At 58.1% G+C, this 25,741-nt stretch carries 19 protein-coding genes; 1 reads left to right on the forward strand and 18 read right to left on the reverse strand.

Translation table 11 applies throughout. The annotated features are described in order from the left end of the window. Window positions 1–16 precede the first annotated feature (16 nt). The gene (gene cysK / locus HP15_RS17105; RefSeq protein WP_014578627.1) at window positions 17–988 is read left to right on the forward strand and encodes a cysteine synthase A; all 972 of its coding nucleotides are present in this window, start codon (window positions 17–19) and stop codon (window positions 986–988) included. Between the two features lie 39 nt (window positions 989–1,027). Here cysK and HP15_RS17110 read toward each other — a convergent pair whose 3' ends face one another. The 18 genes from HP15_RS17110 to tagH form a co-directional block, all read right to left on the reverse strand. Then, entirely contained in the window at window positions 1,028–1,606 is a 579-nt protein-coding gene (locus tag HP15_RS17110) for an outer membrane beta-barrel protein (RefSeq protein ID WP_014578628.1), read from the reverse strand. 161 nt (window positions 1,607–1,767) lie between these two features. Continuing rightward, entirely contained in the window at window positions 1,768–3,042 is a 1,275-nt protein-coding gene (locus tag HP15_RS17115; protein WP_014578629.1) for a glycerophosphodiester phosphodiesterase family protein, read from the reverse strand. 100 nt (window positions 3,043–3,142) lie between these two features. Next, complete coding sequence (locus HP15_RS17120) at window positions 3,143–3,400, reverse strand: YdcH family protein (RefSeq protein ID WP_014578630.1); 258 nt, start codon at window positions 3,398–3,400, stop codon at window positions 3,143–3,145. 115 nt (window positions 3,401–3,515) lie between these two features. Beyond that, on the reverse strand, window positions 3,516–4,370 hold the full coding sequence (locus HP15_RS17125) for a DNA ligase (RefSeq protein ID WP_014578631.1): 855 nt from the start codon (window positions 4,368–4,370) through the stop codon (window positions 3,516–3,518). 77 nt (window positions 4,371–4,447) lie between these two features. After that, complete coding sequence (locus tag HP15_RS17130) at window positions 4,448–4,897, reverse strand: DUF4124 domain-containing protein (RefSeq protein ID WP_227499658.1); 450 nt, start codon at window positions 4,895–4,897, stop codon at window positions 4,448–4,450. A 20-nt stretch (window positions 4,898–4,917) separates the two neighbouring features. After that, the gene (locus HP15_RS17135; RefSeq protein ID WP_041645715.1) at window positions 4,918–5,790 is read right to left on the reverse strand and encodes a hypothetical protein; all 873 of its coding nucleotides are present in this window, start codon (window positions 5,788–5,790) and stop codon (window positions 4,918–4,920) included. Next, a complete protein-coding gene (locus tag HP15_RS17140) occupies window positions 5,765–8,632 on the reverse strand; it encodes a toxin VasX (RefSeq protein ID WP_041645717.1) in 2,868 nt (955 codons plus the stop codon). Before HP15_RS17140 ends, HP15_RS17135 begins: the two co-directional genes overlap by 26 nt. Next, complete coding sequence (locus HP15_RS17145) at window positions 8,625–9,491, reverse strand: DUF4123 domain-containing protein (RefSeq protein ID WP_014578635.1); 867 nt, start codon at window positions 9,489–9,491, stop codon at window positions 8,625–8,627. Before HP15_RS17145 ends, HP15_RS17140 begins: the two co-directional genes overlap by 8 nt. Continuing rightward, a complete protein-coding gene (locus tag HP15_RS17150; protein ID WP_041646395.1) occupies window positions 9,491–11,569 on the reverse strand; it encodes a type VI secretion system Vgr family protein in 2,079 nt (692 codons plus the stop codon). Before HP15_RS17150 ends, HP15_RS17145 begins: the two co-directional genes overlap by 1 nt. Window positions 11,570–11,685: 116 nt before the next feature. Continuing rightward, window positions 11,686–15,279 (reverse strand): type VI secretion system membrane subunit TssM, encoded by a 3,594-nt coding sequence (gene tssM, locus HP15_RS17155; RefSeq protein WP_014578637.1) that lies wholly within the window; start codon window positions 15,277–15,279, stop codon window positions 11,686–11,688. Window positions 15,280–15,311: 32 nt separating this feature from the next. Further along, on the reverse strand, window positions 15,312–16,748 hold the full coding sequence (gene tssA, locus HP15_RS17160; protein ID WP_041645721.1) for a type VI secretion system protein TssA: 1,437 nt from the start codon (window positions 16,746–16,748) through the stop codon (window positions 15,312–15,314). Between the two features lie 34 nt (window positions 16,749–16,782). After that, complete coding sequence (vasI, locus tag HP15_RS17165; protein WP_041645726.1) at window positions 16,783–17,430, reverse strand: type VI secretion system-associated protein VasI; 648 nt, start codon at window positions 17,428–17,430, stop codon at window positions 16,783–16,785. Next, window positions 17,427–18,998: a sigma-54-dependent Fis family transcriptional regulator gene (locus HP15_RS17170; protein WP_014578640.1), complete on the reverse strand. Its 1,572-nt coding sequence runs from the start codon at window positions 18,996–18,998 to the stop codon at window positions 17,427–17,429. Before HP15_RS17170 ends, vasI begins: the two co-directional genes overlap by 4 nt. Before the next feature lie 80 nt (window positions 18,999–19,078). Beyond that, window positions 19,079–21,712 (reverse strand): type VI secretion system ATPase TssH, encoded by a 2,634-nt coding sequence (tssH, locus tag HP15_RS17175; protein WP_014578641.1) that lies wholly within the window; start codon window positions 21,710–21,712, stop codon window positions 19,079–19,081. A gap of 10 nt (window positions 21,713–21,722) precedes the next feature. After that, on the reverse strand, window positions 21,723–22,550 hold the full coding sequence (gene icmH / locus HP15_RS17180) for a type IVB secretion system protein IcmH/DotU (RefSeq protein ID WP_014578642.1): 828 nt from the start codon (window positions 22,548–22,550) through the stop codon (window positions 21,723–21,725). 3 nt (window positions 22,551–22,553) lie between these two features. Then, entirely contained in the window at window positions 22,554–23,888 is a 1,335-nt protein-coding gene (gene tssK, locus HP15_RS17185) for a type VI secretion system baseplate subunit TssK (RefSeq protein WP_014578643.1), read from the reverse strand. Beyond that, complete coding sequence (gene tssJ / locus HP15_RS17190; RefSeq protein ID WP_014578644.1) at window positions 23,888–24,421, reverse strand: type VI secretion system lipoprotein TssJ; 534 nt, start codon at window positions 24,419–24,421, stop codon at window positions 23,888–23,890. Before tssJ ends, tssK begins: the two co-directional genes overlap by 1 nt. After that, complete coding sequence (gene tagH, locus HP15_RS17195; RefSeq protein WP_041645729.1) at window positions 24,418–25,734, reverse strand: type VI secretion system-associated FHA domain protein TagH; 1,317 nt, start codon at window positions 25,732–25,734, stop codon at window positions 24,418–24,420. Before tagH ends, tssJ begins: the two co-directional genes overlap by 4 nt. Window positions 25,735–25,741: the final 7 nt, after the last annotated feature.

A 25,741-nucleotide genomic window follows, 5' to 3' on the forward strand; every position in this document is an offset into this window, starting at 1 on the left:
TAACAAGGAGAACGCCATGGCTCGCATCTACGAGGACAATTCCCTGTCCATCGGCAACACCCCACTGGTCAGACTGAACCGCGTGAACGACGGCGCCACGATCTGGGCCAAGATTGAGGGCCGAAACCCGGCCTATTCCGTTAAGTGCCGGATCGGCTCTGCCATGATCTGGGACGCCGAGAAGCGCGGCACCCTGAAGGCGGGCATGACCATTGTGGAACCCACCAGCGGCAATACCGGTATCGCCCTGGCCTACGTGGCAGCCGCCCGGGGCTACAAACTGATCCTGACCATGCCCGCCTCCATGAGCCTTGAGCGTCGCAAAGTCTTGAAGGCACTGGGAGCCGAACTGGTGCTGACCGAACCTGCCAAAGGGATGCCGGGTGCCATCGCCAAGGCCGAAGAGATCTTCTCGTCAGACCCGGATAACTATTTCCTGCCCCAGCAGTTCCAGAACCCGGCCAACCCCCGAATCCACGAGGACACCACCGGCCCGGAAATCTGGGAAGACACTGATGGTGAAATCGATATCTTCGTGGCGGGCGTAGGCACCGGTGGCACGCTGACCGGCGTTTCCCGCTACATCAAAGGCACCAAGGGCAAACAGATCGCCACCATTGCCGTCGAGCCTACCGACTCACCGGTGATCACCCAGATGATGAACGGCGAAGACATCAAGCCGGCGCCCCACAAGATTCAGGGCATCGGTGCGGGCTTCGTGCCCAAGAATCTGGATCTGGAAATGGTTGACCAGGTGGAGACGGTCAGCAACGAAGAGGCCATGGACATGGCCCATCGGCTGATGCAGGAAGAGGGCATTCTCTGCGGTATTTCCTGCGGCGCAGCGGTGGCGGCTGCGGTACGCATCAGCAAACAGCCGGAGTACCAGGGCAAGAACATTGTGGTGGTGCTGCCGGATACCGCCGAGCGTTATCTTTCCACCGCGTTATTCGCCGGCCAGTTTGGCGAGCAGGAAAACGTTCAGTAAACGGGAAAAGGCGCAGCCTCGCGCTGCGCCCTGCACTCATCAGAACTGATATTTCAGGCCGACCCGACCGGTATCAAACTCCGGACCGCTGTTGGTTACCTGGCCGTTGAAGTCCTCTTTATCAATGTCGACGTTGTAGCGATTGTATTCCGCGAATGCCGTCAGCGCGGGCGTTACCCGGAAATCCACACCGGCGCCGACAAAGGGCGATACTTCATCGTAGGTTTCACTTTCGTTGAATGCATCAACATCGAACGCGGACGCAAACGCGCCGGCCTTACCATAGACGCCGAAGCTGTCGGTCAGAGGCAGACGGCCAACAGCGCTCAGGCCAAAGCCTTTCAGCTTGCCTTCAACGTCGTCCTCGCCAAAGTTGCCGAAATCAATGTACTCCGCCTCCAGGGCAAAAAACGGATTGAACTGGTAGCCGACAGCGGCGCCAAGCAGATCGTTTTCGTCCTCGAACTCGCCGCCGTGTGATTTGTAGCCACCGTAGCTGCCGCTGACATACGGGCCTGACTGGTCCCTCTCCACGTTGCTCTGAGCTAATGCCACGGGCGCAGTAACAAACGAGGCTGTGAACAGTGCGGCGCTGGTAAAACGGATTGCGGAATTCATAGGGCGTTCCTCCTAATGAGTTCAAATATCCTTTCATTCCATGGAAATCGAAAGTTGCCTTTCAATTACCTGAACTCACCCTACTAGGAATTCCTGCCCTACCGGGTTAAACCCGGACTAAGATCCCGTAATCCGCAATTAACCTCGAAAAAACAACTAGTTTAATTCAGCGACTTCCTCACCAACCCCATGCAGTTGGCATAGAACGTTGTGGTGGCTGGCCAGTCCGAGAAGATACCGATGACACCTACCTCTCGGGCCAGAACATCGATCACGGTAAGCACGTCGCCGTCGTTGTTAATGGCGTCTGTCACTGTCTGGTAGTACCAGCCGCCGCCATTCTCCAGCGGGCCGCTGCGCTCGACGGTCCAGGCAATCAGGTTCAGGCCGGCTTCGCGCGCATTCTCCGCGTACCGGGACGGAACGATCTGCCCCTGGCTGTCCAGAGTCAGAAGCTTCCACAGCGCCGGCGCCAGAATGTTCACCCCCCTGCTTTTAAGGTAAGCCATATAGGTTGCGGACGCGTTCACAAGGGTAGACTCAGACTGGTCGAGGAAGACTGCTTGCCGACCAAATTCCGGCATTTCGTCTACCCAGAAAAGCACGTCCTGCAGGTTGAAGGACTGAGGCCATACCTCCTCCGGATTTACTCCGGCATCAATGTAATCCTGGATCATCTGGCGGGCATAGTCTTGCTGGCTGTATTTCCCTTCAAAGGGCATGGCAACCACCGGTGATTTCAATTCTGGAGTGAACTTCGCGCCTAGAGCCCTGAACAACTCAATGCTCTCACGGTGGGTCATCAAGGTGCCCCGGCTGGCGTAGAGGTCGGTTCGCCAGTCTGCGGTGCCAGCCAGGTATTCCTCGGGCGTGGTCGCCATTGGGTTGTAGGCATCCATCTTGCCCTCCAGTGACTTGAACTCGGCCAGAGTGATATCGCTCGTGCGACACTCGGCCTGAGCCGGCGTGCCCGTGGCAGGATCGGCAGGTACAAACGGCTGGGTACACTTGGCGTTCAGCGCTGGAACGGCAACGATATTGGTGGTGGTATGAAGGTCGTCCTGGGCATGTCGGCAAACCAGTTCCCGATCCCTGGTGAAGGCGACATCACACTCCAGAATACCCGCGCCCATGCGCGCTGCCGCAATGTAGGATTCACGAGTATGTTCGGGAAACTGCAGGGGTGCGCCCCGGTGGCCGATGGAGAAATCCGTTTTCTCGACAGTGTCGGTATTGCAGGCTTGCAGACGCTCTTTGAGCGGACTGTCGTCCATTGCACCAACCAGCCAGAAAGGCCGCGGCCCCAGATGGACCGAGGGCTCCGACTGTTCAGGCGCCAGCGCAATTGATTGCTGGGAGAGCTCTTCAACGGTCGCCGCTTGTGCCAGGGAAAGTACCGAGCACAGCACCAGCCCCGAAAGGATCCGTAACGTCATAACCTCCTCCTTGTGAGACCAATGATACCTTATCAACAGTCTCCCCAAGGAGGATTACGGCCAATTGACAGCCGATGCTGGATTATCTGGCAGGTTGCCCTCAGCTAGCCGCCGAAGCCTCATACTCGCGAATCATGGCAAACAACTGGTCCTTCAGATTCAGCCGCTTCTTTTTAAGGTTTTCCAGATACTCATCGGAGGTGTTTTCAGCGCCCGTTTCAATGCGATGAACGGCGTGGTCCACTTCATGATATTCATCAAACAACTTGGCGAAGTGAGTGCTGTTGGTCTTCAGCAGGTGAATAGCTTCTTTGGATTCCGGCAGTTCGTGAATCAGATCGTGTTTTTCCAGGGACATTTACGCAGTCTCCATGACTGTGGGGGATGAGATGTATTTGACTCATTCCAGTGTATGGTTAGCTGCGCTTGCCAGTCTTGACCCCCGTCAAGCGCCAGTGAGCCTGTGCGCTCAATTACCGCGCAGGTTCATCATTCCGGATACGGAGAAAGCTGGCAAAGCGAGGCAGCCCCGTGGCTGTGAGGCCATAGTGCTTGAATGTGATCGTGGTTCCGGGTCTCGGAGGAGACGCTCGCTCGGAATCGCTGAACCCCGTACCAATCCGGAATCGCCTGCCATCGTCCAACTCCACCAGCAGTGACCCCATCAGCCCCTCGTATTTGCCCTTTCCCGGCAGATGATGAACAACCACCGCTTCGGCATCCTGATACTGTTTTACTTTCAGTAGATCATCGGAGCGCCCACTGCGGTAATGACTGGCCCCCAGCTTCAACATCAAACCCTCTGCGCCGCCGTCGACCATCTTATCCAGACGCTGCATCAGTTTCTCATGGGTGCTCGCCCGTTGCTGATCGACAAGCGCCATGTAGGGCGATTCAACCTCTTGGATTAATACACGCAGCCGGGCCAAACGTTGGTCGAAGGTTGCCTCCTTATCCGGAAGATCAAACACCATGAACCGAATCCGCCGCCAATCGTTGTCATCGGGCACCACCTGACGCACCGCCCCTGACAATTCCGCAAAACGGCCCCGCCCCATCCAGAGCTCACCGTCCAGGGGACGTGCCGGAAACCCTCTGGTGAACCAACCGGGTGCCCGATACTCATGACCGCCACGGGAAAGAAATCGCTCGCCAGTCCAGTATGCTCGCACCCCGTCGAGCTTTTCACTGACCCAGTAGCCGTCCAGCGGCATGCCCTTTTGATACACGTTGGCGAGTGTCAGCTCGGGCTGTTTCGCTACCGCCACGGAGGAAAACAGAAGGGAAATCAGCACCGGCAGCGCGGCGCTGAACAATCGAAACGGCATGGCAATTCCTTTGCTCTCAGTTGCTTTTTCCTACAGAGGTCAGACTTTCCTTTCCGCCCCTGGTCATCAACAGCGTATTAGTCGTTTCCGCAGGTGTTCCTCACCTTTTCCCGGAAATCCTCACGAATACGGGTATTCTCGGCCTCATTGACATAAACCCGCTCGCCCTGATCGTTGATGTTGTAGAACGTCGAAACGCTGGCAAGAAACTTGAGGCGCGCCCGAAGCTTTCTGCACAGTTCGGCTTGCTTCTCCGCCTTCTCCTCGGCTTTGGCATTGGCTGCCTGACGCACCTCACGCTCTTCCTGCTGCTGCTCTAGAAACTCGGTCATCTTCTGATGCCGCTCCCGGGCTCCCGCATCCACGCTGGCCGGGGCGGCCTTTACCGTAACTTCACTTGATGCTGCCTGAGCTGGTGGACGGTCCCCGAAATGGGTCTGACCGTTGGCATCGACCCATTTGTAGACGCCGGCGTTTGTGGAGAGGGGAATAAGGCAGAGGAGCATTAGAGCGATTTTTACAGACACTGCGAATTCCTTTTCAATGACTAGTAGTAGTTGGCTTTACCGAAAATGGCTTCAATTTCCTTCGGCCATTTGTACTTTAAGGGTGTATACTTCGACCATATAATGGTCGGCATAAAGAAGAAAAATAATACATTCCCAAAAATACGACGACCCATTTGGCCAGCCACGTGCTGATTATATGAGTCATAATTTGCTCCATAGAGATTCTCCTTATCCTCTTCAATAACTCCCTCGTTGTAATACCTGACAATAAAGTTCCATTTCCGATACATATTCTCTTCTTTAAACCCAGAATAGATCTTCTTGCGCTGCAGGGGCATCTTAGGGGGCTTCCCGCAAAAGTAATGCTTCTCCCGCATGAACATGTGGGCGTAGTACTGCCGCTCCCACACTACACCAGAGCCCAGATACTGCCAGTTGTAGGAAAAGGTCACTTCCAGCTCGTCCCAGGGAATCCGGTAGAAGGTACCGCGGTGCCCTATGTAGACGACCCCCTCCTTACGGTCGATCCGGACCGGCAGCGTGTACGGAAAGAAGATCTCGAACATGTAGACGGCTACCCATACAGGACCAAAAGCAATCAATACTCCAAGCAACGCCTTTGAGTAGAACAAGCTAACAACCCAACCCAACGCCAGGACAATTATCATGAACATACTTACGATGACTGGCATGGCCCTTCGAAGAGACAAGAAGGCCGTTCTAATGTCTATGAACCGTTCACTAATGTAAGCAACGCCCTGATCCATATCTTCCGAGGAATCGGACACTCCCGACACCTTCCTGGCCGGCGGGCTGGCAAGCCGCGCACCATGAGTACGGTACAGCTTCTTTTCCAACTGTTGCTCCAGGCCCGTCTCCGGAAAATCACACTTCATAGGCGAGTCTTTCATCGACACCCAATTCCTCCACATCGTTACCGTCCAGGATGATACGAAGCCCGTTTTCACCCGTGACTTTCCGGCCGTCCTTCTCGTACTCAATCAGCATTTCAAGCTGATCACACTTGTTGTGGTTGTAGTGGTCAAACCGAAATAAAACACCCCCAGTAGAAGCGTCTAACTGCTTCCTCCTATGAAACAAGTCTGAGATATCCTTCGGCTCATCTTTCTCAAACCAGTTGGTGTCCACCTCAAACAGCCTGATGGAATACGTGCAGCTCCCATCACTGTAACCCGGCAAATACACCACAAATGAGGTCATTTCCGACATGACCTGATGCTCACCCCGGTTTATATCCCAATGTCGACCGATGTGCTCGGTTATCCGAACAATGGGAGAAAACAGCATGTAATAAAACGCATCCAATTCCGCTTCAAAATAACGCCTGACATCGACGCCTTCATCCTGAGAAAGAACGGCTCGGCTTTCCTCCAGCAGTTCCGCGCTCGATGGCCTAGACTGCTCATCCCAGTAACGCAACGTGGGCGCATTGCCCCAGAATGACATAGAAAGGAAATCCTCGATCCGGGACCGGGCGATGTATAGCTGTACCATGCTGATAACGAAGGAGATGGCAATCAGAACCGCGCCTACCACGAGCACAACGGCCACGCCTACCCCGGTAGTAACCGCACCCGCCACCGCCAGAGTAGCCAGGTAGGTGATACCGATGCTCAGCCCTATCTGGCCCCCGGACAGGGCCACCATAGCGTGATGGCCTGTGTCCAAGGCCTTGAGGCCCCGCCTTCCTTCCAGACCTATCGACAGTAAAACACCCACGTAGGGAAGGGTCTTTGTGGTGATTGTCACGAAGCTCTTTGCAGCAACAGACAAAATCTTCACATCCTTTAAGATACGTAGAGCCACCGACACCCTCGCGCCAGCTGCCGACAGGTTTGCTCCGAGAGCTTTCGCGTACTCCTCCTTGACCAGCAACCCGCTGAGGTTAACCACACCTTCGCCGATGCTCCACAGGCCAGATACAAAATACCCCCACCGGTCGATGACGGATCGATCGCCCAGCATTACATCCTGCTGGGTCTTGTCCAGGCCGGAGAAAAGGCTTGCCACATTGATCGCGTGAAAGAAGGTCACAGCCCCAATGAACTTGCCCCGGTTCTGTTTAATGCTTTCAACCACCGGGTCCAACCGGGTATGAAGCCAGCCAAAGGGGTTGTCCTTGAAGTCCGGGGTCAAGTGGAAAACGTCGATCATGGTGCCTCGCAGGTAATTCCTGATCCTGGCATCCGCCATGCCGGCAGCCAGCGGCGTCATTGTCAGCTCAGACAGGTTATGGCCAGCGGCTTCCAGTGAGTTGCGGTGGACCGCCGTGAGCAGGTCCGTCGCGGTATTCAGAGTTATTCCCTGCCGATGAACATCTATGCCATAGCGCTTCTGGACGGCCTTGGTCCACTTTTTCCACTGCGGCCAGGTTTGAGGGTCTTTCGCCCAGGTTCCCATCTTTGCGGCGGGGGCGGCAAATTCCAGCATCAAGACGTCGGTGGCGGTGCTCACGCGCACATACGCTGGCATGTCGAAGATTTTGTTCACAATCTTCAGGCGACCATAATCAAAACCGGGGAGGTCTTTCAGTTTCTGGGCAATACCGTTGGTGGCAGATGCCAGAAACAACACGGTGTTGAGCATGTTACCGACAGTGCCGGCTTCGCCTTCGTCTGCTTCCAACCACCGCTCGGCGTCTTCCTTGCCCTTTTCCGCACCGACATATCCGTCCAGTATATCCGCCAGTTCCTGCTCAACCGCCTCGAACCCTTCCGCGCAATAACAGTCGTTGAACTCCAGCTTCCCGGCCAACTGGTCGGAGTCGATCCACCGCTTCCAGTCATCGAACACCAGTGCACGGGCCTGGTCATACTCTTCAATCTGTGTGTGGTAGCTTTCAACGAACGCGTCTTTTTCCCCTGAACGAATTCTTTCTTTCAGTTCCTCGGTCACTGCTTGCCGGTCGTCTTCCGTTTCCTTCTTGCTGGCCTCACGGGCAATGAGCGCATCCACCATCTGGGAGGTGGTGTAGGCGTAGGCGTTCTCCTCCGCATAATTCGTAATCAGGTTTACATGAAGGGCATGGAGTTGGCCCAGCTCAGAGGCGATACCTATTTCATCGGCAAGGGCGACGCAGTAAGAGAATTCAGTTTCTTTTTTGCACTGACCCTGCAAATCCGACTCACTGATTCCTTGTGCAAAATCCGTCAAGCTCCACTCGAAATCCACTGGCTCTGGCCGAAAATCTTCAACCACTTCGTTTATGGCTTCGGTTTCACTGACATTTATGTCTTCCCGATTTTCCGGAAGCCCGCTCAGGTCGAACGACTGCATGTGCTCTTCACGAACTTGTGCGTCCGTTCGTACTAGTTCCTGCAAACGCACAGTCCACCGATGCTGCACGAATTTCAGAAGCACCTTGCCTTCTGCAGGGTGGTGTATGGCGGGCAAAGCCCTTTGTGCGTCGGCACCTGGAAGCAGTACCGAGTTCACACCGGACTGTACTTCGGTTATCAGGCCCTGCTCATTGACCCGGTATTCATGCAGCGCTCCGAAAACTTCGGAGAACATGTAGACCCAACCAGGTGTCAGTTTTCGAACACAGTAATGAGTAGTTCCAAGCGCCACGGAAGGTGGACGGAAGTTGGAGGGTAAAGCAACCTCTTCCTGACTGATCGCCCAACGTACCGGATACAACGCAACGGTTTTGAACTGGAGCGGGCACATCTGTGCCGCTGAGTCTATGTCATCAGCACCCTGTATAAACGCTGAGCTGTTAGCGCTACCCATAAACCAGTCCCTCCGTTGACTTTTTCTCGGCGAATTCTGCAATTCGCGCTATGGCTTTGCCTGGCGCTGCGGAATTCTCTTTCCACAGAAGCTGTACTTCACTGTCGTCGAATGCCTGGTGTCCAAGCCAGCCAATCGTATTGATAAACAGCGCAATATCTCGGGTACTACAGAGTCCCCGCGCTTTCGCCGCATCGACTAAAGCAGAGACCATCCCCCAATCCTTCCCATCTGTATCCGTTTTCTGAAGCAAATGGGGAAAGTAGTTTGCAACGTGAAGTTCGAGTTTCCTGAGGGCCGTCCGTTCCGCCGCTCTTTCCATGGCAACCTGGTGTTCCTCACGAATGCTTAACCTCTCAGCCTGCCGCTCACTACTGGGCTGATCATTATGAAAATAGTCCCACCCACCAGTGCGGCGATCCTGAATGGCGAACAGGCTACAAGGCCCCATCAATCGCCTCACACTTTCACCTGATGAATCCAGCTTCAACAGGTGCCGCGCGATTTCAGGATCATAAAACCGGAAAACAACCTCATCTCCCGTGACCAACCTCGCCATAAGCAATCCACGCAAGTGGTGCATGACCTCTTCGAAGTGGCATTCAGCCCGCAATAAGATGGCAACACCCTGATGTTTCCAATCATTGAAGCATTTAAGTGTCAGCGAGCTATCTATTCCCGTTTCAACCAGCCACGGTGAAATTTCCAATAGGTCGGCAAGCTCCGTTTGCCTGTAGAGCGCATCACAATGAGGTGTTTCGATCTCACGATAAATAACTTGGGGCAGATTATTTACTTTGGCGCCATCAATAAGAATGAACGTCTTCCCCTCACCGGGAAGTTCAGCCAGATGCCCCATCAGATCGCACCTTGTGATTCTGATGAGCAGACCTGGCAAATTCCCTTACCCTGATTCGCGGCATTCTTGATGGCGCGCATCTGGTCGGACTTGGCCATCGGTCTTTGCTGTGTCTCCGGCAGGGCCACCGGCGCAACAGCCTCCCCATTCTTCTCCACCAACCCCGGCATATCCGGCACCTGCACCCTCTGCCCACTCCCCTTACCCGGGGCCCCTCCAGCATTAAGTTTGATCGTCGCCCCAGCCATAGCCACACCGCTGGGGTCGATCTTCACGAAGCTGCCACCGGCATTGAGGGTGATTTCCGCACCGGCTTCAATAACGGCTTTCTGGCCGGCCTTGATATGCAATTCGGTGCCAGAGTCGGTTAGCCAGGCCGTGCCGGCTTTCAGGTGCAACGTACCAGTGACGTTGAAACTGCGGTCTTTGCTGTTTTTCTCCCGTTTTTCACCGTTCACCGTGGCGTGGCCACTGCCTTTTATGTGGGCCTTGCGGTCGTTGCCCACGGTCAGGTGGCAATCGTTCCTGATGACTTCAGTGCGGTTGTTCTCCGTGATCAGAGCTAGGTCTTTCTGGGCGTGAACGTAGATCTGTTCTCCGCCGGCTTCGTCTTCAAACCGAAGCTCGTTACTGCCCTCGCCCTTGTGGGTTTTGGTTTTCAGGGTGGTGCGGGTTTTGTGTTCCGGCAGCGAATACGGCGGTGTGTTGGTGGCGTGCCAGGTCCGGCCGGTGATGATCGGCTGGTCCGGGTCGCCGTCCAGGAAGGAAACGATCACTTCATGGCCGATCCTCGGCAGTGCGGTGAAACCATACTGGCCGCCGGCCCAACCCTGGCTGACTCGGAGCCAGGCACTGCTGTGTTGATCATTTAACGCATAGCGATCCCAGGGAAAGCGCACTTTCACCCGGCCGTATTGGTCGCAATGAATTTCTTCGCCTTCCGGGCCGGTCACCATGGCCATCTGGGGTCCGTCCATCAATGGTTTGTGCTCACACACGGGCCGCCAGCTACGGTCTGCGGGGATGGCGGTAAAGTGGTTGCCGTAGCGTGTCGGTTCGCTGCCACCCTCTTCTTCCACGGCCTGGGGTTGTGAGCCGGTGTGGGTGATCGCCGTGAGCAGCCAGTCGCGATTCATGGCTTCGTTGTCGTGGTCGGTCAGGGGCACCCTGGCCCCAGGTGCAAACTCCGGGCGATTGCTCTCGCCAAAGGCTGTGCTGGCATCGCTGCGCAGCGCCGCAAGCCTGGCTTCAGTGAACGGCCGACCACTGGCATCCTGTTTGAATCGGCCGGGGTAGTCGTAGTGCTGGTAATCCTCCCGGTGGACGAGCTTATCGCCAGACTGCTCATGCATCAGGGCATAGGCCGGGTTTTTGAAGGTGTAATCCTTCATGGCGACCGAAGCAGGGCGCACCCGTTTCCGGTACGCGAACCGGAACACACAGGGCGTTCGGGTGCTGCCCCCTGCTTTGCCGTTGTAAGGGACGGCTTCGAGCCGTGGCGAATCGCGATGATGATCGGCAAAAACCAGGGCCGGTGGCTCCTGACCATCGAGGCTGCCGTGCTGGTAGCGGTAGTGCCAGCCTTCTTCGGCAGCCAGACGTTCAACAAAGGCCAGATCACTTTCCCGATGCTGGACGCAGTATTCCCGCTCCTCGGGGCGGCGTTCAAGGTCGAAGACGGTATCGACAATCCCCCGCTCCTCCAGCAGGGTACGCACAATCTCATCCGTGCCGCGGTTCTGGAAAATACGGCTGTTGTGCATCAGCGCCAGGCGCCAGAGCGGTGGTTGGAAAACCAGTTGGTAGCGGGTACGCCGATGGCCGGATTCGCCGCGGGCAAATTCGCTGACGACGCCGGTAAAACAGCGCAGCGGGGTCCCGTCTCGCCAGATCACGAGATCTATCGGTTGCTCCAGAACGCTGGAGGCGCCAACAGACGAGTCAGTGCTGGCGAGGTCAAGACGTCCATGCAACAGCTCCGACAGTCGCTCTGTCAGCGCGAAGCCAACAACGGAAAAGTGATCAGAGGAGAATTCGCCAATGGTGGCGGTGAATTGCAGTCCGCTTGCCTGGGGCATGTCTTCGGTCCCTGAAGAAAAATAAAGTCCGGGCTTTCGCACCATCCTGTGCGAAGGCCCAGCCCTGATAAGAACATCCTGCTCTCATCAGGGCGGCCCTGTTTGAGTGGCAGAGTTTAATACAAGCTGCGGGGTATGCGGTACCCCGCCAGTAGTTGCTGTGTGAACGGGTTGGTATTGCTGGCCGCATGGAGGCGATAACGCATCTCCCCGTCGTCGACCCGGAACCGCACATCCACCGCGCTACTGCTCACGCCGGTAATCTCGGCGCTATCGAGCAGTCGGAACAGCGCCCAGGGGCCGCTTTCCGAGAGGCTGCGCGGCGAACGATTAACCTGGACCGGCACCAGGGTAATACGGCTCTCCACAGAGTCCCGAAGGGTATTCGGCCAGACCAGCGGAATGCTTTGGCGCGGGCCGTGGCTGAACTCCACCAGCTGGCCGTCCACGTTAACCACGCTGCGGCGTTTGTTGGCTGAGAGATTGAGCGGTTCCAGGGCAAACTCCACATCCAGGGAACCACCCCGGGTAAAGTAGGCCCTGCGGATTCGGTCGGCATTTTCCAGGGAAGTCAGTACCGCTCCGCGCACCAGGCCGGCACGTCGAGCATCGCCCACCTGTTCCGGGTGATCCTCGAGGAACAGTTTCAGGTTGTCCTGATAGAAGGCGTCCAAAATCCCGCCCGGGGAAAAGAAGCGTTCGAAGTCCTGCAGTGCAACATCCCGCCCTGAATCCGGATTAAACGGGTAGTGTCGGGCCAGATTCTGCTGGAAAGGCTGATATACCTCGCGATACCACTCACGCTCCAGCTGCGCCACTGCCTGGTCCAGAACTACTCGCCAGCTTTCCATGGCCAACCGGGTCAGAAGCCGGTTTAGAGGCTCCGGCTGATTATCGGCCATGCGCTGCAGGGTGAAGATCGGGTCGGCACCCTGCAGGCCCATGCGGGCCCGGGCAGCAGCCAACGCAGCCTTGCCCTTGTCTGGCGCTTCCTGGATGTTGCGCATGTACTCGTGAAGTTCCCCGACCACCAGCATGATCTGCTCAAGCCCGGTTGCCTGATCTCCATTTTCCCGAGTCAACTGGTTGAGCTCCGCAAACTGGCGTTCAATATCCTGCAGCATGCGGAAATGGGGTGACTGCTCCAGAAGCTCACGAGCTGCGGCACTCTCCCCTTCTTCCGAAGGCACAAGAAGCGTGTTATGGCGAACATGCCCGAGCAAGCTTGCCAAGGGCTCGTGGCCGCTGGTCAGGCTCTCGAGAATGCGCACGCCGTGGTTCAGGTCCTCAAACCGCTGAATATCGATGCGGCTCAAGGCAGAACGCCAGGCCTCGGCGTAGTGCTCGGCATAAAGGGTCTGCAAACTGGCCAACAGCCTGGCTTCATCCGCCTTGCTAAAATCGACGTTGTCCCGGCGGCCCAACACCCAGGCGTCTACCAGGGCCAGCTCCGTTACCGAGCCGGACTTGCGCAGGAACCACTTCTCAAGCCCCTCCCGGGTCAGCAACGCGGGGATAGTCAATGGGTCTTCCTCGACCGCTGCCTCAGATTGGGACGGCTCGCCATACCCATCCACCCGAGTGAACACCGTGCTGAATGCCGGCCCGGATGCCCTGGCCAGTTCCAAAGGTGCCCGAAATTCCTGTTCTGCTTCAATTTCCAGATCCTTATAGACCCGGTCTGGCGTAGCAATCCGACCAAGCTCATGTTGTGCCCACTCGACGCTGCTACGAAACGGCGCCAGAGTCATATCGGCAACTGCATCGCCTTGGCGAGTGAGCTGTGCTAGATCGGTATGCGCCATGGCATAGTCCAGATGACCCAGTAGCCGCTGCTGCAGTTCACTCTGGCCGGGGAACGCCTCCTGCCAGTGGTGCTGCATGTAGCGGGTAACAATATCGTCGCGACGACCACTGGCGTCATACAACATACGCAACACCCGCAGGTGCTCCAGACGCTCAGTGCTGTTGTCCGGCGCCTGGCCCATCTCGGCCATCACACCGAACATCAGGGCTGGCAAATACTGGTATGCCAGCATATCCAGATAGGATTCTTCTACTTCCGGGCCAACCTCATGGCCACGGTACAGGCCCATATCACTGAACAACGGCCAGTTCCGGCGATAATCGCCAAAGGCCAGGGTCGCCTCACGAAGTTCATCCAGCGGGCCGAGCAAATTCCGTCCGGTGTTATCCGGTTCAAAGCCCACCGGCTGCCAGTGATCGATGAACCCCTTAACACGGGTTTCGACGGCGGTCGCGGCCTCTGCATTCTTGATAAAAAAATGCTGCCAGCCGGCGGTCATACCCGCACCGGCACAAATGGCCACCACGGCGGCCACGGCCAGCCGCCGTTGCCGGGACTGAATCACCCGTCGGTTATCACCGGCCAGGCCCGCCTCCGGATAGATGATCTGGGAGAACAGTGCCCGGGTAAACAGGGCAGCGGACTGCCCTGTCCGTTGAGCAGGCTGAATGGGCCCGGCAATCTGATAGTTGGCGGCGGCTGCCGAGACAAAGGCATCCTCCGGAACGCCCTCCTGCAACACCGAGGTGAAGTAGGTGCCGCGAACCATCGCAGGTGTCGAGAACACATCCGCAGACAGCAAATCGGTCAGGAAATGCTCCAGAACAGGCTTGAGGCCAGCAAGCTGGCGAGTAAAAGAGTAGGCTGCTGCCCGCTCCTCGGCGTCCCGGGTATTGGCCAGAACATCCGGCAAGCGATCGGTAAGCCGCTCAACCATGGCGGTGTATCGGTCCGCGAACTGGTGCAGCCAATCGTCGTTATCCATCTGGCCTTCGAGGCTGAAGGTAAAGCCAAGGGCCTGTTCCGTCTCCTGCTTGCTCAGGGTCCGCACGAGCGGGCCAAAACCGTAGAGCAGGTCCATCTTGGTGAAAGTGACATAAACGGGCAGGCGGGAGCCGATTTGCTCCATCAATTCTCTCAGGCGCGTCCGTAACAGGATGGCACGGTCCCGCCTCTGGCCGGGGTCTGCCACGCTGAGACTGGCCACATCAATGGCCAGCACCACACCATTGAGGGGGCGTTGCGGGCGATTTCGCTCAAGCCAGGCAATGAAATGATTCCAAAGACGCTGCTGGATCTCCGCACCGGCACCCTCACCCTGACTCTGGCTCAGCAGTTCACCATCCGGATCGATAAGGACACCCTCATCGCCGATCCACCAGTCAAAACCGAAGGCATTGCGATCCACCCGATTGTTGCGGGTTACGTTGGTGAGCGTGTAGGTCTGCCCGGAGCGTTGAATCAGGCTGGTCTTGCCAGCATCCTCCAGGCCCATCACCAGGTACCAGGGCAGCCGGTAAATGCCTTTGCGGCCGGGGAGGTTGCTTTTCAGGGCCGCCAGCTGACGATCCAGCAGGCGCTGCTGCTTGCGCTCCATCGGCAGAATCGGATCTTCCTGTTCTTTCTGCACTTCGGCCTGCTGGACATTCATCTTGCGCAGGCGGCGCGCCAGCACCATGCCCCACATCATCGCGACCACTAGGACAACGCCCAGGGTTACGAGGGCCCGCATCTGCCAGGCCGCCAATGGAAACTCACCACTCAGCTCCCAGCGGGGCCCCAGCCACCAGGTGGCCACCAGCAAGGCGATAACGCCCAGTGTCAGCGTGACCGGGGCTGCATTTTTGAGGTATGGCAAAAGCCAGCGACCGATGAGTAAAGCTTTTCTCCACATGGTTTCCATTCCTGCTGTGATTCCTTGGTGTGCTCCGGGGATCAGCCCAGCTTTTCAAGCTGCCTGATCAGGGCTGGCTCCCAGTCCTCGAGAGCCAGCCCGCGAACCTGCGTTTGCAGATCCTGGACCTGCTGCGCGGCCAACGATTTAAGGCCTGCGTCTTTCATTAAACGGGCGCTGGCAAGACGCCAGTAAAAGCGGTCTCTTGGTTCTCTCACTTCCGCCAGCCCGTCCTCCAGAAGTTGCATCCCGGCAGCCAGTTCCTTTTGTGAAACCAGATCCCGAGCTTTGTCATAAGCCTGCTCCCAGGCATTGGCGCTGCCGGCGGAACCACTGGTCGCCGGCGCGGACCAGAGCCACTCTTCCGCCTCGCAGGAGAGGAACGGCGTGCCATCGTTGAAGGTGAGCTCCGGCAACTGGGTAAGCCGCTCAACAAACTCCTTTGCAGACACACGGATGGCTTCAGCACAAGCATGATGGCCCAGGGCTGTCGCTACCCGGGCACTCAACCAATGGCCGTCGAGCCAGAACGGACTGACGGACAAGCTCTGCTCGATTTTCTGCCACAACGTCAGGTCGGCGGACTTTTCCAGGGCTTCCCGATAGTCGGCCACACGATCGGCACTCACGGCGGCAAGATCGGTACGCTTTCCATCCCGTGTCGGCGGTACCGTGGTGATGTTCTGCCAGATGGCGTAACGGCGAATCTGATAACCCAGAGGCTGGTCCGGCCCGGTTTCGGTGAGCATGTCCGCGACTTTCAGAAGACTCTGCCGGGTTGCTCGCTCATCGCCCGGGTCCAGGGTGAGTGCCCCCAGGGAAGGTTTCGACGATGCGGGTTTCTGCTCTGGTGTTTCCGTTCCCGAATCCTGGCTGACCGATCCTGCCGGCGAACGGGGTTCGGGGGCTGCCGTGGCGTCGTTAACCCTGGGAAGCTTTTCAACCGCCCGTTTAAGATCCTGCAGTGACTCCTCGGGTAACTCGCGGCCAGCGGCCTGGTCCATCAATCTGGCCAGGAGTTCAAGGCAGAACGCCCGACCGTCGCCAACGCTGCCATCGAACGCCAGGGCGTCTACGCCTTTGCTGGCGCGCTGGAGCATCTGAGTGAACATCATTTTGCGGGCCCGCTTGCCCTTGTCCCCGGGATACGGCCAGGCCTGCTCCCACCACTCATCCAGGACCCGGTGCAGCAGGTAAAGAGACAGGGCGAACCGTTCACCGTCGCCGCCACGCTGCAGAGCGATCAGCAAAAAGCCGAGAACTTTCAGGTCCTTGCTGCGGTCCGAGAGAATCGTCAGGGCATCGCTTTCAACCCTGTTCCAATCAATATCGGTATGGGCCAGAGAGCCCACCTTCATGATCTCGTTTTCCAGAAACTCGAGCGTTGCATCGTCTCCGAGTGCCTCGCCGACAACTGAATCGCCGGGCAATGGTGAGACAACCTGTTCAACGTAGGGATGTTGCTCAATGATCTGCATGTTGCTGTCCTGAATCACTGTATTTCGCCGGCATTTACCAGCCACAGGTCTCGCGAAGCGGTTCGATTGCCCTGCGGTATCCCGAGAGATCAAACAGAAGGCCGTCAATGCGGCTGTTGGGCGAGTCGATGCGCGCTTCCGTACCAGTGATCATGGCTTTCACGGTACGAATGGCTGGCAGTCCCCGGCCGCCACTGAGCACGAAACCGTTGTCCCGCACCCGCCAGACGGTTTGTCCCCGGCCAAACCCAATCCGAACCCGCTCTTCGTCCATCGCCTTTGGCAGCATCAGAGTGAGCTCCGTAATGTTGTTGTGGCACTGAAGGGCCAGCAGAGGTCTGGGAGGTTGAGCCCCCAAAGCCGGAACCGTCACTAGTTGGCCAGCTGCTTGCCCGGTATTCCGGTAAAGTACGCTCGCACCGGTATTTTCTGAATCGAGGCTGGCGTAGGCCTGTCGCCATCGCTCGGATCGCCGGGCATCCGGGGTCGAGAGTTCCTCGCCGGGTGCCGCCACGGGGGTACCAAAGACCTCGTCAAAGCAGGCCAGCCGTTCAAGTCGCTGGGACTCACTGGTACAGAGTCGAGCATCTTCAAGCTGGTCAGCGCAGGCATTGGAGACCAGTGAAACCAGCGCCAATGCCGCGGCAACACCACCGGTTAATCGCACTCTTCGGGGAATCATGACTCTGCCACCTGATACTTGAGGCACTTATGGGCAAGGGTCCGTTTTGGCAGGCCGAGGCTTTCTGCCGCCTGGGCCCGGTTGCCACCATACTGGCGCAATCGCTCGCGAATAATTGCCGCTTCAAATGCCTGTGCTGCGGCTTTAAGATCCCGAATCTCTTCCACAGCAGGTAGATCGATCGGATGTCTGTCTCTGACATCCCAGGGTGGGCTGGTCCAGCCATCGGACTCTTCGAACAGGTCATTAATCCTCAGAACCTCCGGCTGGATATCGTCACCGCATGGAGTTTGCAGGCAGGCCAGTTCAATGATGTTGCGCAGCTCACGGACATTTCCCGGGAAGTCGTATCCGGCCAGCAGGTGCAAGGCGTGGCTGGAAATGCCCATGGGTCCACTGCCCTCACGCTCGGTATATAGTCGGATAAAGTGACGGCAAAGAGCTTCGAGGTCGTCGGGCCGCTCCCGCAAGGGCGTCACCCGCAGCGGAAACTGGCTCAGGCGGTAAAAAAGGTCCCGCCGGAAGCTGCCGTCTTCGATACCTGCCTGCAGCGGCTGGTGGGTGGCCGCTACCAGCCGAAAATCCGAATGCTGTTCCTCGCGGGCCCCCAACGGGCGGAACTGACGACTTTCCAACACCCGGAGCAGTTTCGACTGCAGCGCCATGGGCATGTCACCGATTTCATCCAGGAACAGAGTGCCGCCGTTGGCCTGCGCCAGAAGCCCCTGCTTGTCCTGATCGGCGCCTGAAAACGCTCCCCTGGTATGCCCGAAAAGTTCGCTTTCCAGAAGGGTATCGGGGATGGCGGCGCAGTTGACCACTACCATCGGGCCTTCGGCCCGGTCGGACAGTTCATGGATACCCCGTGCGACGACATCCTTGCCACAGCCGGTCTCACCCTGAACCAAAACGGACAGCTGGCTGCCGGCGGCCCGGACGATCTGGGCCCGGAGGCTGGTCATGGCTTGGGAGTTGCCCACCAGTGTTAGGGCCAATTGTTCGCAACGGGTGCGAACGGTTTCCGCGTCGTGCAGATGATCCAGTGACCGCTTGAGCAGGCGGCGTTGCCAGACCTGATCGCGGCTCTGAAGTTGGGTAATCCATTGATGAACAAGCAGTTGCCGTAGACCACAGTACAGAGGCTGGCCGGTAATGCCGTCCCAGTCGGCTTCGTCCCGACACAGGACGAGCATGCCAAGGGTTCGGCCATCATTACCGGTGAGGGGCTCGAGCCACAGGGAACGCGGCCGGTCGCTAGCCTCGAACAAGGCCTGGAAGCCAACGTGGTCCAGGCGGTAGCTGGCGGCACGTGTGAGTTCCCGGGCTTTGCCAGTCTGCAGAACGTGAGCAAAGGGGTGGCTGAAGTCGCCGCAGTCGAATTCGCCCTGTTCGGCGAGGTCGCTGCAGTGCAGAGTTCGGCCACTGAGGTCGAGTTCGAGTGCCCAGCAGCGGGTCAGGCCGAAGGCGTTTTCCAGCTGTCTCGTGGCGGTTCTCAGCAGGTCCGGCAGGTTGTCCTGCTGGATCAGGGCCACCGCCAGGTCGATGCCGGTGTGCAGTTCCATCTGCATCCGTCCCATGGTTCTCTTTCCTAAGATTTTTATGCTTTCGTGTTCGCCGACCGCGCAGGCTACGCTACGCTTCAGTTGCCCTAGGCAACAGTTCCTACGAATCGATGCTCTTCGACCGCCAGTGTCACCTTTTTCACCGGCTCCCTCGCCGCCAGTTTCTCCAGCAACGCGAGTGAAACAGGCGGCAACAACTCACCCTCTATGATCGACTCAAGCATCCTTGCGCCATTTTCACTTCTTGTCGCACGGTTTCGAATAGCCTCGATAAGTCCTTCTTCCAATTCCACCTCGGTGTGGTAGCGGGCCTTGATCTGGTCTGCCAGGCGCTGGAGTTTGTCGCCAACGATTCGGTTGAGGGTTTCCTCGCCAAGAGGCAGGTAGGGCACCACTTCCATTCTTGCCAGCAAGGCCGGCTTGAAGAAGCTGGCCAGTTCCGGGTAGAGAGCTTCGTCCAGGCTGGCCGGCGACTCGGCGTGGTTGACGATGGTCTGGTATCCGAGGTTTGAGGTGAGGAAGAAGACCACGTTCTTGCAGTCGATCAGACGGCCTTCGCCATCGGCCAGTTCGCCTTTGTCAAATGCCTGGTAGAACAGATTGAGGACTTCCGGATGGGCTTTTTCGACTTCGTCGAGCAAGACCACGGAGTAGGGTTTCTGGCGGATGGCTTCGGTGAGGATGCCGCCTTCACCAAAACCCACATAGCCGGGGGGCGAGCCGATCAGACGGGAGACGGTGTGTTTTTCCTGGTATTCGGACATGTTGATGGTAGTAAGGAACTGACGACCGCCGTAGAGGAGTTCAGCCAGCTGTACCACGGTTTCGGTTTTGCCAACGCCGCTGGGTCCCACCAGCAGGAAGGCGCCCATGGGGCGGCCGGGCCGGCGCAGGTCGGCGCGGGCGGTAAGCAGGTGTTGGTGCAGGCAGTCGATGGCGGTGTCCTGGCCTTTGATGTGCTCCTGCAGATACGCCGGCAAATGGGTGATTTTTTCCAGTTCGTCGGTGGTCATGCGATTGACCGGAATACCAGTCCAGTCGGCAATGACTTCGGCCACCTGTCTGGCGTCAACCCGGGTGTGAACCAACGGCTCGTCGGCCTGGAGTTCCGTCAGTTCCTGCTCGATGGCGGCGGCTTCGCTTTTCAGGTCCGGGCGTTCTTCTGTTATCCCATCGGTCAATTCAGGGGTATTCGCTTCAGCCTGCGATTCGCCGGTAAGCAACTTTTCCCGGATCTCCACCAGTCGTGCCACCAGTTCGCGCTGGTCGCTCCAGCGTTGTTCCAGGGCTGCAGATTCAACAGTGATCCCGGCAACGCGCTGTTCCAGTTCCCGTTCCCGTTCGGCATCCACGGTCTGTCCCAAGGTGTGTTCCCGGCACAGCAGGTTCTGTTCCATGGCCAGCTGATACAGCTCGCTTCGGACGCGGCTCAGGCGTCTGGGCGGCGCGCTCAGATTCAGGCTAACGCGGGCGCAGGCGGTATCCAGCACGTCGATGGCTTTGTCCGGTAGCTGACGGCCGGCAAGGTAACGGGCAGACATTTCGGCGGCGGCTTTCAGGGCGCTGTCGGCGATAAGTACCTGATGGGCTTTTTCATAGACGGTGCGCAAGCCACGGAGGATGTGGACCGCTTCCCCGGGAGTGGGCTCATCCAGCGCCACAGGCTGGAAACGGCGGCTCAGGGCTGGGTCTTTTTCGAAGTATTTCTTGTATTCGCGCCAGGTGGTCGCTGCGATGGTACGCAGCTCGCCCCTGGCAAGGGCAGGTTTGAGCAGGTTGGCAGCATCAGAGCCGCCTTCGCTGTTGCCTGCGCCAATCAGGGTATGGGCTTCGTCAATGAACAGGATGATCGGGGTAGCCGAGCCTTTGACCGCCTCGATCACGCCTTTGAGGCGTTTCTCGAACTCGCCCTTCACGGAGGCGCCCGCCTGCAGGGCACCCATGTCCAGGGTCCATAGCTCAACGCTCTTCAAACGGTCAGGCACGTCGCCGTTGACGATGCGCAGAGCCAGGCCCTCCACCACGGCGCTTTTGCCCACACCGGCATCGCCCACCACAATCGGGTTGTTCTTGCGGCGGCGGCAGAGGATGTCGATCATCTGGTCGATCTCGGCGTCACGGCAAACCACGGGGTCCAGTTTGTCCTCCCGGGCCAGTCTGGTGAAGTCGGTGGCGTAGCGTTTGAGCGGGTCCAGATCCACGCTGGCCACTGGTTGCCCGGGTTCCTGCTCGCTTGGTTCCAGTCTCTCCGCGGAGCCCTCGGTGAACCGGTCAAATTGCTTGCGCAGCTGCTCACGATTGATGTCCACCATTGCCTTTGCCACCCGGGGCATCAGGTATCGATCGGCATTCATCAGCAGGGCAAGGAATACCGCGCCGGAACGCAATTCGGTGTGCCCCAGTTCGGTGGAAGCCAGCAGCCAGGCATCCTGCATCAGCTCCACCAACAGCGGAGAGAACGATGGGTAGGGCTCAGCGCTTTGCGACTCTCCGTTCAGGCTATCGCCTACCAGCGGTTGCAGTTGCTGATGCTCAAGGCCGGTGTGCTCCAGAATCTGGCGCACGTCGGAAAACGGCGTTTCAAGCAGTTTGAACAGCAAATGGGCCGGAGTGATTTCCGCGCCCTGACGGCTGATGCACAAAGCGGCCGAGGCTTCCAGTGCCTGGCGTGACATGTCGTTGAGGCGCCCGATCAGCGCCGGCAGTTCTACCCGAATCACGTTGATGTCCTTATTTCGGTAGTTGGTCGAGTACGCGCAATACGTCCGTGATGCGCTCGTTCAGTGCGATGTTATACAGGGAGTAGATGCCGGCCATGGCCGCCACAAACAGACCAGCAATGCCCCAGACAGGTATGCCGCTGCGCAACCGGTTCCGGGTTGGCGTTACATTCGCCCGGGCATCCGCAAGAGGCGCCGGTTCCTGCTCCTCCTGCAACGCTTTCAGTTGCTCGTGCAGGCCACGGACAATCTGGTCGTATTCATCGCGGCCGTTTTCCATCACCTTGTATCGCCCCTCGAAACCCAGACAGAGACACAGATAGATAAACGACAGCATGTCGCGATAACGGGCCGGCTCCTGCTCCATCCGGGCAAGAATGGCAAAGACCTTTTCTCCACCCCATGTCTCGTTGTGGAAGCGGGACAGCAGGGAGTGCTGTGACCAGATGCTATGGGCGCCCCAGTCGGTTCCCAGCACGGCCTCGTCGATGAAGGCGCAGAGGACGTAACGATAGGCGACTACAACCGGCCGGTCGTAACCCTGTTCCACCAATTCCCGGTCGATGGCCGAGATATCATCCACCACCTGCTGGTAGAGGATTTCCACTGCGCGATAGTCTGCCAACCTGCGTATCCTGATCACCAGGCCCAGCAATGGTGTGGCGGCGTCAATCAGGCGGTTATGTTCCAACCCTCTGAGCTGAAAATGCTCGTCGACCTGGCCTTCCCTGTTGCCCTCAGCTGCTCCCCGGCTGTCGGCAAAAATCAGATCACTGAACGCACTGCTGCCGGAATTTCTGCTGCCATTGGGTAAGTCCATTACCTGTGCATCTTCCATGATTTAGCTCCTGATTGCCCAGAACTGCATTTCCATGCCCGGGAAACTGCCGGCCACGTGGAATGCGAAGCCGCTGGCGTTGTCGAGCATTTGCCAGGCCTGGCTCTGGTCGTCCAGGCGGAAGTACACGAAGCCGGCGTGGTACGGCAACTGCCGGGGTGCAACCGGCAATGCAGCAAGCGGAATCCCCGGCAGCTGCAGGCTGATCAGATCCCGGATTTTTTCCACAGAGGCCACCTTGCACTGCTGAGTGAACTGCTTGCGCAGATCGTCCAGTGGCATGTCGGCTTTGACCGCCAGAATGAATTCCGCATCCCGGACCAACTGGGCATCCTGAACCGGGGCCACAGTCAGGCCGTACTGGCGCTGCTGGAGCTGGATAGCCAGGGCCCTCGGTTCCAGCACTGTGCTCAGGGACTGCCGCAGAACCTGCATGAGCGGGGTAAAAGCATCCTCCGGGAGATCGTGGTCATAGGCCGGATACTCCCTCGGCAAACGCCCTTCATCGGTGAAGGTCACCAGCTCACCACAAAGTTCAAGCAGGGCTTCGAACAGCCTTTCAGGATGCAACTGGCGAAGGCGAGCCAGATGCATGAACCTGGGGTGGGCGCGATTCAGCATCTGCAGCAACATGAAATCCGCCACGTCTGCAACGCCGCCCTGCCCAGGGGCACCGACACGTTCGGCAATATTGCGCGCCCGTTCCCGCATCAGTCCCGCCATTTCACCGACAAATCGCTGCAGCCTGGGTGCAGCTCGCACACTCAGCATGGTGGGTAGGAAGTTCGGATCCATCACCAGGCTTCCGTCCGGGCGCTTTTCAAGAATCCGGCCGATAGCCAGGGCCGCATAGGCGCTGCGATCTTCCCTCTCCAGCATCAGGCGGGGTGCCACGCGACCCACATCAATGGCGTGGGCATCGCCGTCAATCGAATGCAGATCCCGGATTTCCCGGGAGTCGGCACGGAACCGGCCGGCCACCGGGGCGTCCGGCCATTCCACTTCAGCCAGGCTTTCACTGCCCAACGGCAACGCCAGGTAGACGACCTGATTGGCCACCGAGGCATCGGCAATTTCCAACGGTTCAGGCATCACATCGTCCTGGGGCAGGCTGAAGCGGGTTCCGTCCGGGAACAGTCCGGATGCCCTAACCAGGCCAACCCGGCCGAAACTCAGATACTCCGCATTCAGCTCCAGGTCGCTGAAGCCATACAGATAATCAGAGATCGCGAGCGCCCGTTCATTGATCTGATGTTCCAGATATCGCTGCTGTTGCTGGAAATGTTGAGGCTTGATAAACAGGCCATCACTCCAGACGACTCGATTGATTACCGCCATCAGGTGTCATCCGAATGCTTGAGTTGAACTTCCCGCTCCCGCAGGTTCACCAGCAGGTTGTAGCGGCCGCCGATTGGATCCACCTTCACCACCTTCTTCCACTGGGACAGGTTGGGGTAGGCGTAAAACGCGATCACGCCGATAAATCGGGTGTCCTCGCCAATCTCGAAGGGTTCGATGAACTTGAACTGGCCTGGCACCAGGGAGTAATCGCTGTGGTCCACATAGTTCTGGCCCAGTGACGACTCGAGGTCACTCAGTAGCTGGTCGAAATCCCCGGCCATCAATAGTGAGCTGTCGCGCATCTCGATGATCTGAAACGCAATGGGCGTGGGTGCCAGGGATTCATTCGGGTTTACATCCGGTTCGGCCACCATGGTCAGACCTACCCGGCTAGGCAGATCCTCCGGGTACCCCACCGGGATATCCGGGTCCCAGAGCACTTTTGCGGTTTTGGTGACGGCGTTATAGGGCGTGCTGCATCCGGCAAGCACGAATACGACGGCCAGCAAACTCCATTTGCAGGTCTTCACAACGGGTTCTCCCTCTGTAGTTGGCGCAGGTTCTGGTCGTAAGCCTGTTCGAACACTTCCTGGAACAGACGCTCGAATCCCTGCTGACGACTGGATTTCAACTCTCGGTAATAATGCTGGTACATATCCCATGCCCAGCGTCCCTCGTCCTCGTTCTGGCGCAGTCCCCGGCGGTAACCATGGAAACGACGCAGCAAGGCCTCGGGCGAAAAGGCATGCAGGATGGCCTCCAATGCCTCGCTGATGGCCTCACGGGTTGCCTGCTGGTGATGATTCAGGCTCTGCAGACTCTCCCGCACCGCCGCCGGCGCCGACAGGTGAACCGGGCTACGATGGCTGGCGAACAGGGTCTGCACCGTATCCTCATAACCCTCACCCAACCGCAGTGGATTATCCTCGATGGGTTGCAGGCGGGTTCGCAGCGCCTGATGCCTGCTGTCTTCTCCCTGATGCAGGGCCAACAGGCCTTCCACGGTCGACTTCAGTGTTTGCCCTACTTCCTCCAGGAACAGACGCATCTCGTCGCTGTCGGCAAAGTCCAGCCCGACTTCCATACCCCGCAACAGGGGGGCACCACTGATGTGCTTGCTGCTCTGATCGGAAACCTCCCTGCGATCAGCGCTCTCTGAAATCTCAGACATCCTGTCTTTCTCTCCTTTGCGAACTGGCAGGCCCATCGCTACGTCGCGGTTTTCACGGTACTCATCCGAAACCTGCCTTTCGGCGGCGCGCCAGGAGGTCTCGCTGACCATCAGCGCGTCAGCATCCGACTTCTGTTGGTCCGGCTGTAGGTTCCAGGGTGCCAATGGGTCATCACTGACTGCCTCCCCGGCTACCGCGCCAAAATTCTGCAGCGGCTCTGGGTTCTCAGTCTGGCTGGTTAAGTACTCGGCCCGCATCAGCGGCCCTTCATCGACATCAATCAGTTGCCGGGCCTGATCTGCTTCACCTCTCTCAAGCAACGGTTCACTTACAACCTCGGCCAACTCCGCACGAAGTTGATAGCGACCAATACTGATGGTATCGCCATGATTCAGTCGTGCCCGACGGCCCCGACCCACCGGCTGACTTGCGCTATTGATGTAGGTCCGGCCACTGCGATCAATCAGGCAGAAGCCGCCGTCCAGAAAACGGATCTCCGCGTGGCCGGGAACCGCACCCGTTCGGTGGGACGATAACCGCCAGGTATCACTGGCTGCTGTACCGATAGAGCCGCCACGAACACTGAAGCAGTGGTCGATGGTTGCCCCGCCGCCAGCAACAGTCGGATTGGTGACTGTCAGTTTGAGTCCCACAGCCTGTTGTCCATCCATGAATATC

The organism is Marinobacter adhaerens HP15 (assembly GCF_000166295.1).
Classification (GTDB): domain Bacteria; phylum Pseudomonadota; class Gammaproteobacteria; order Pseudomonadales; family Oleiphilaceae; genus Marinobacter; species Marinobacter adhaerens.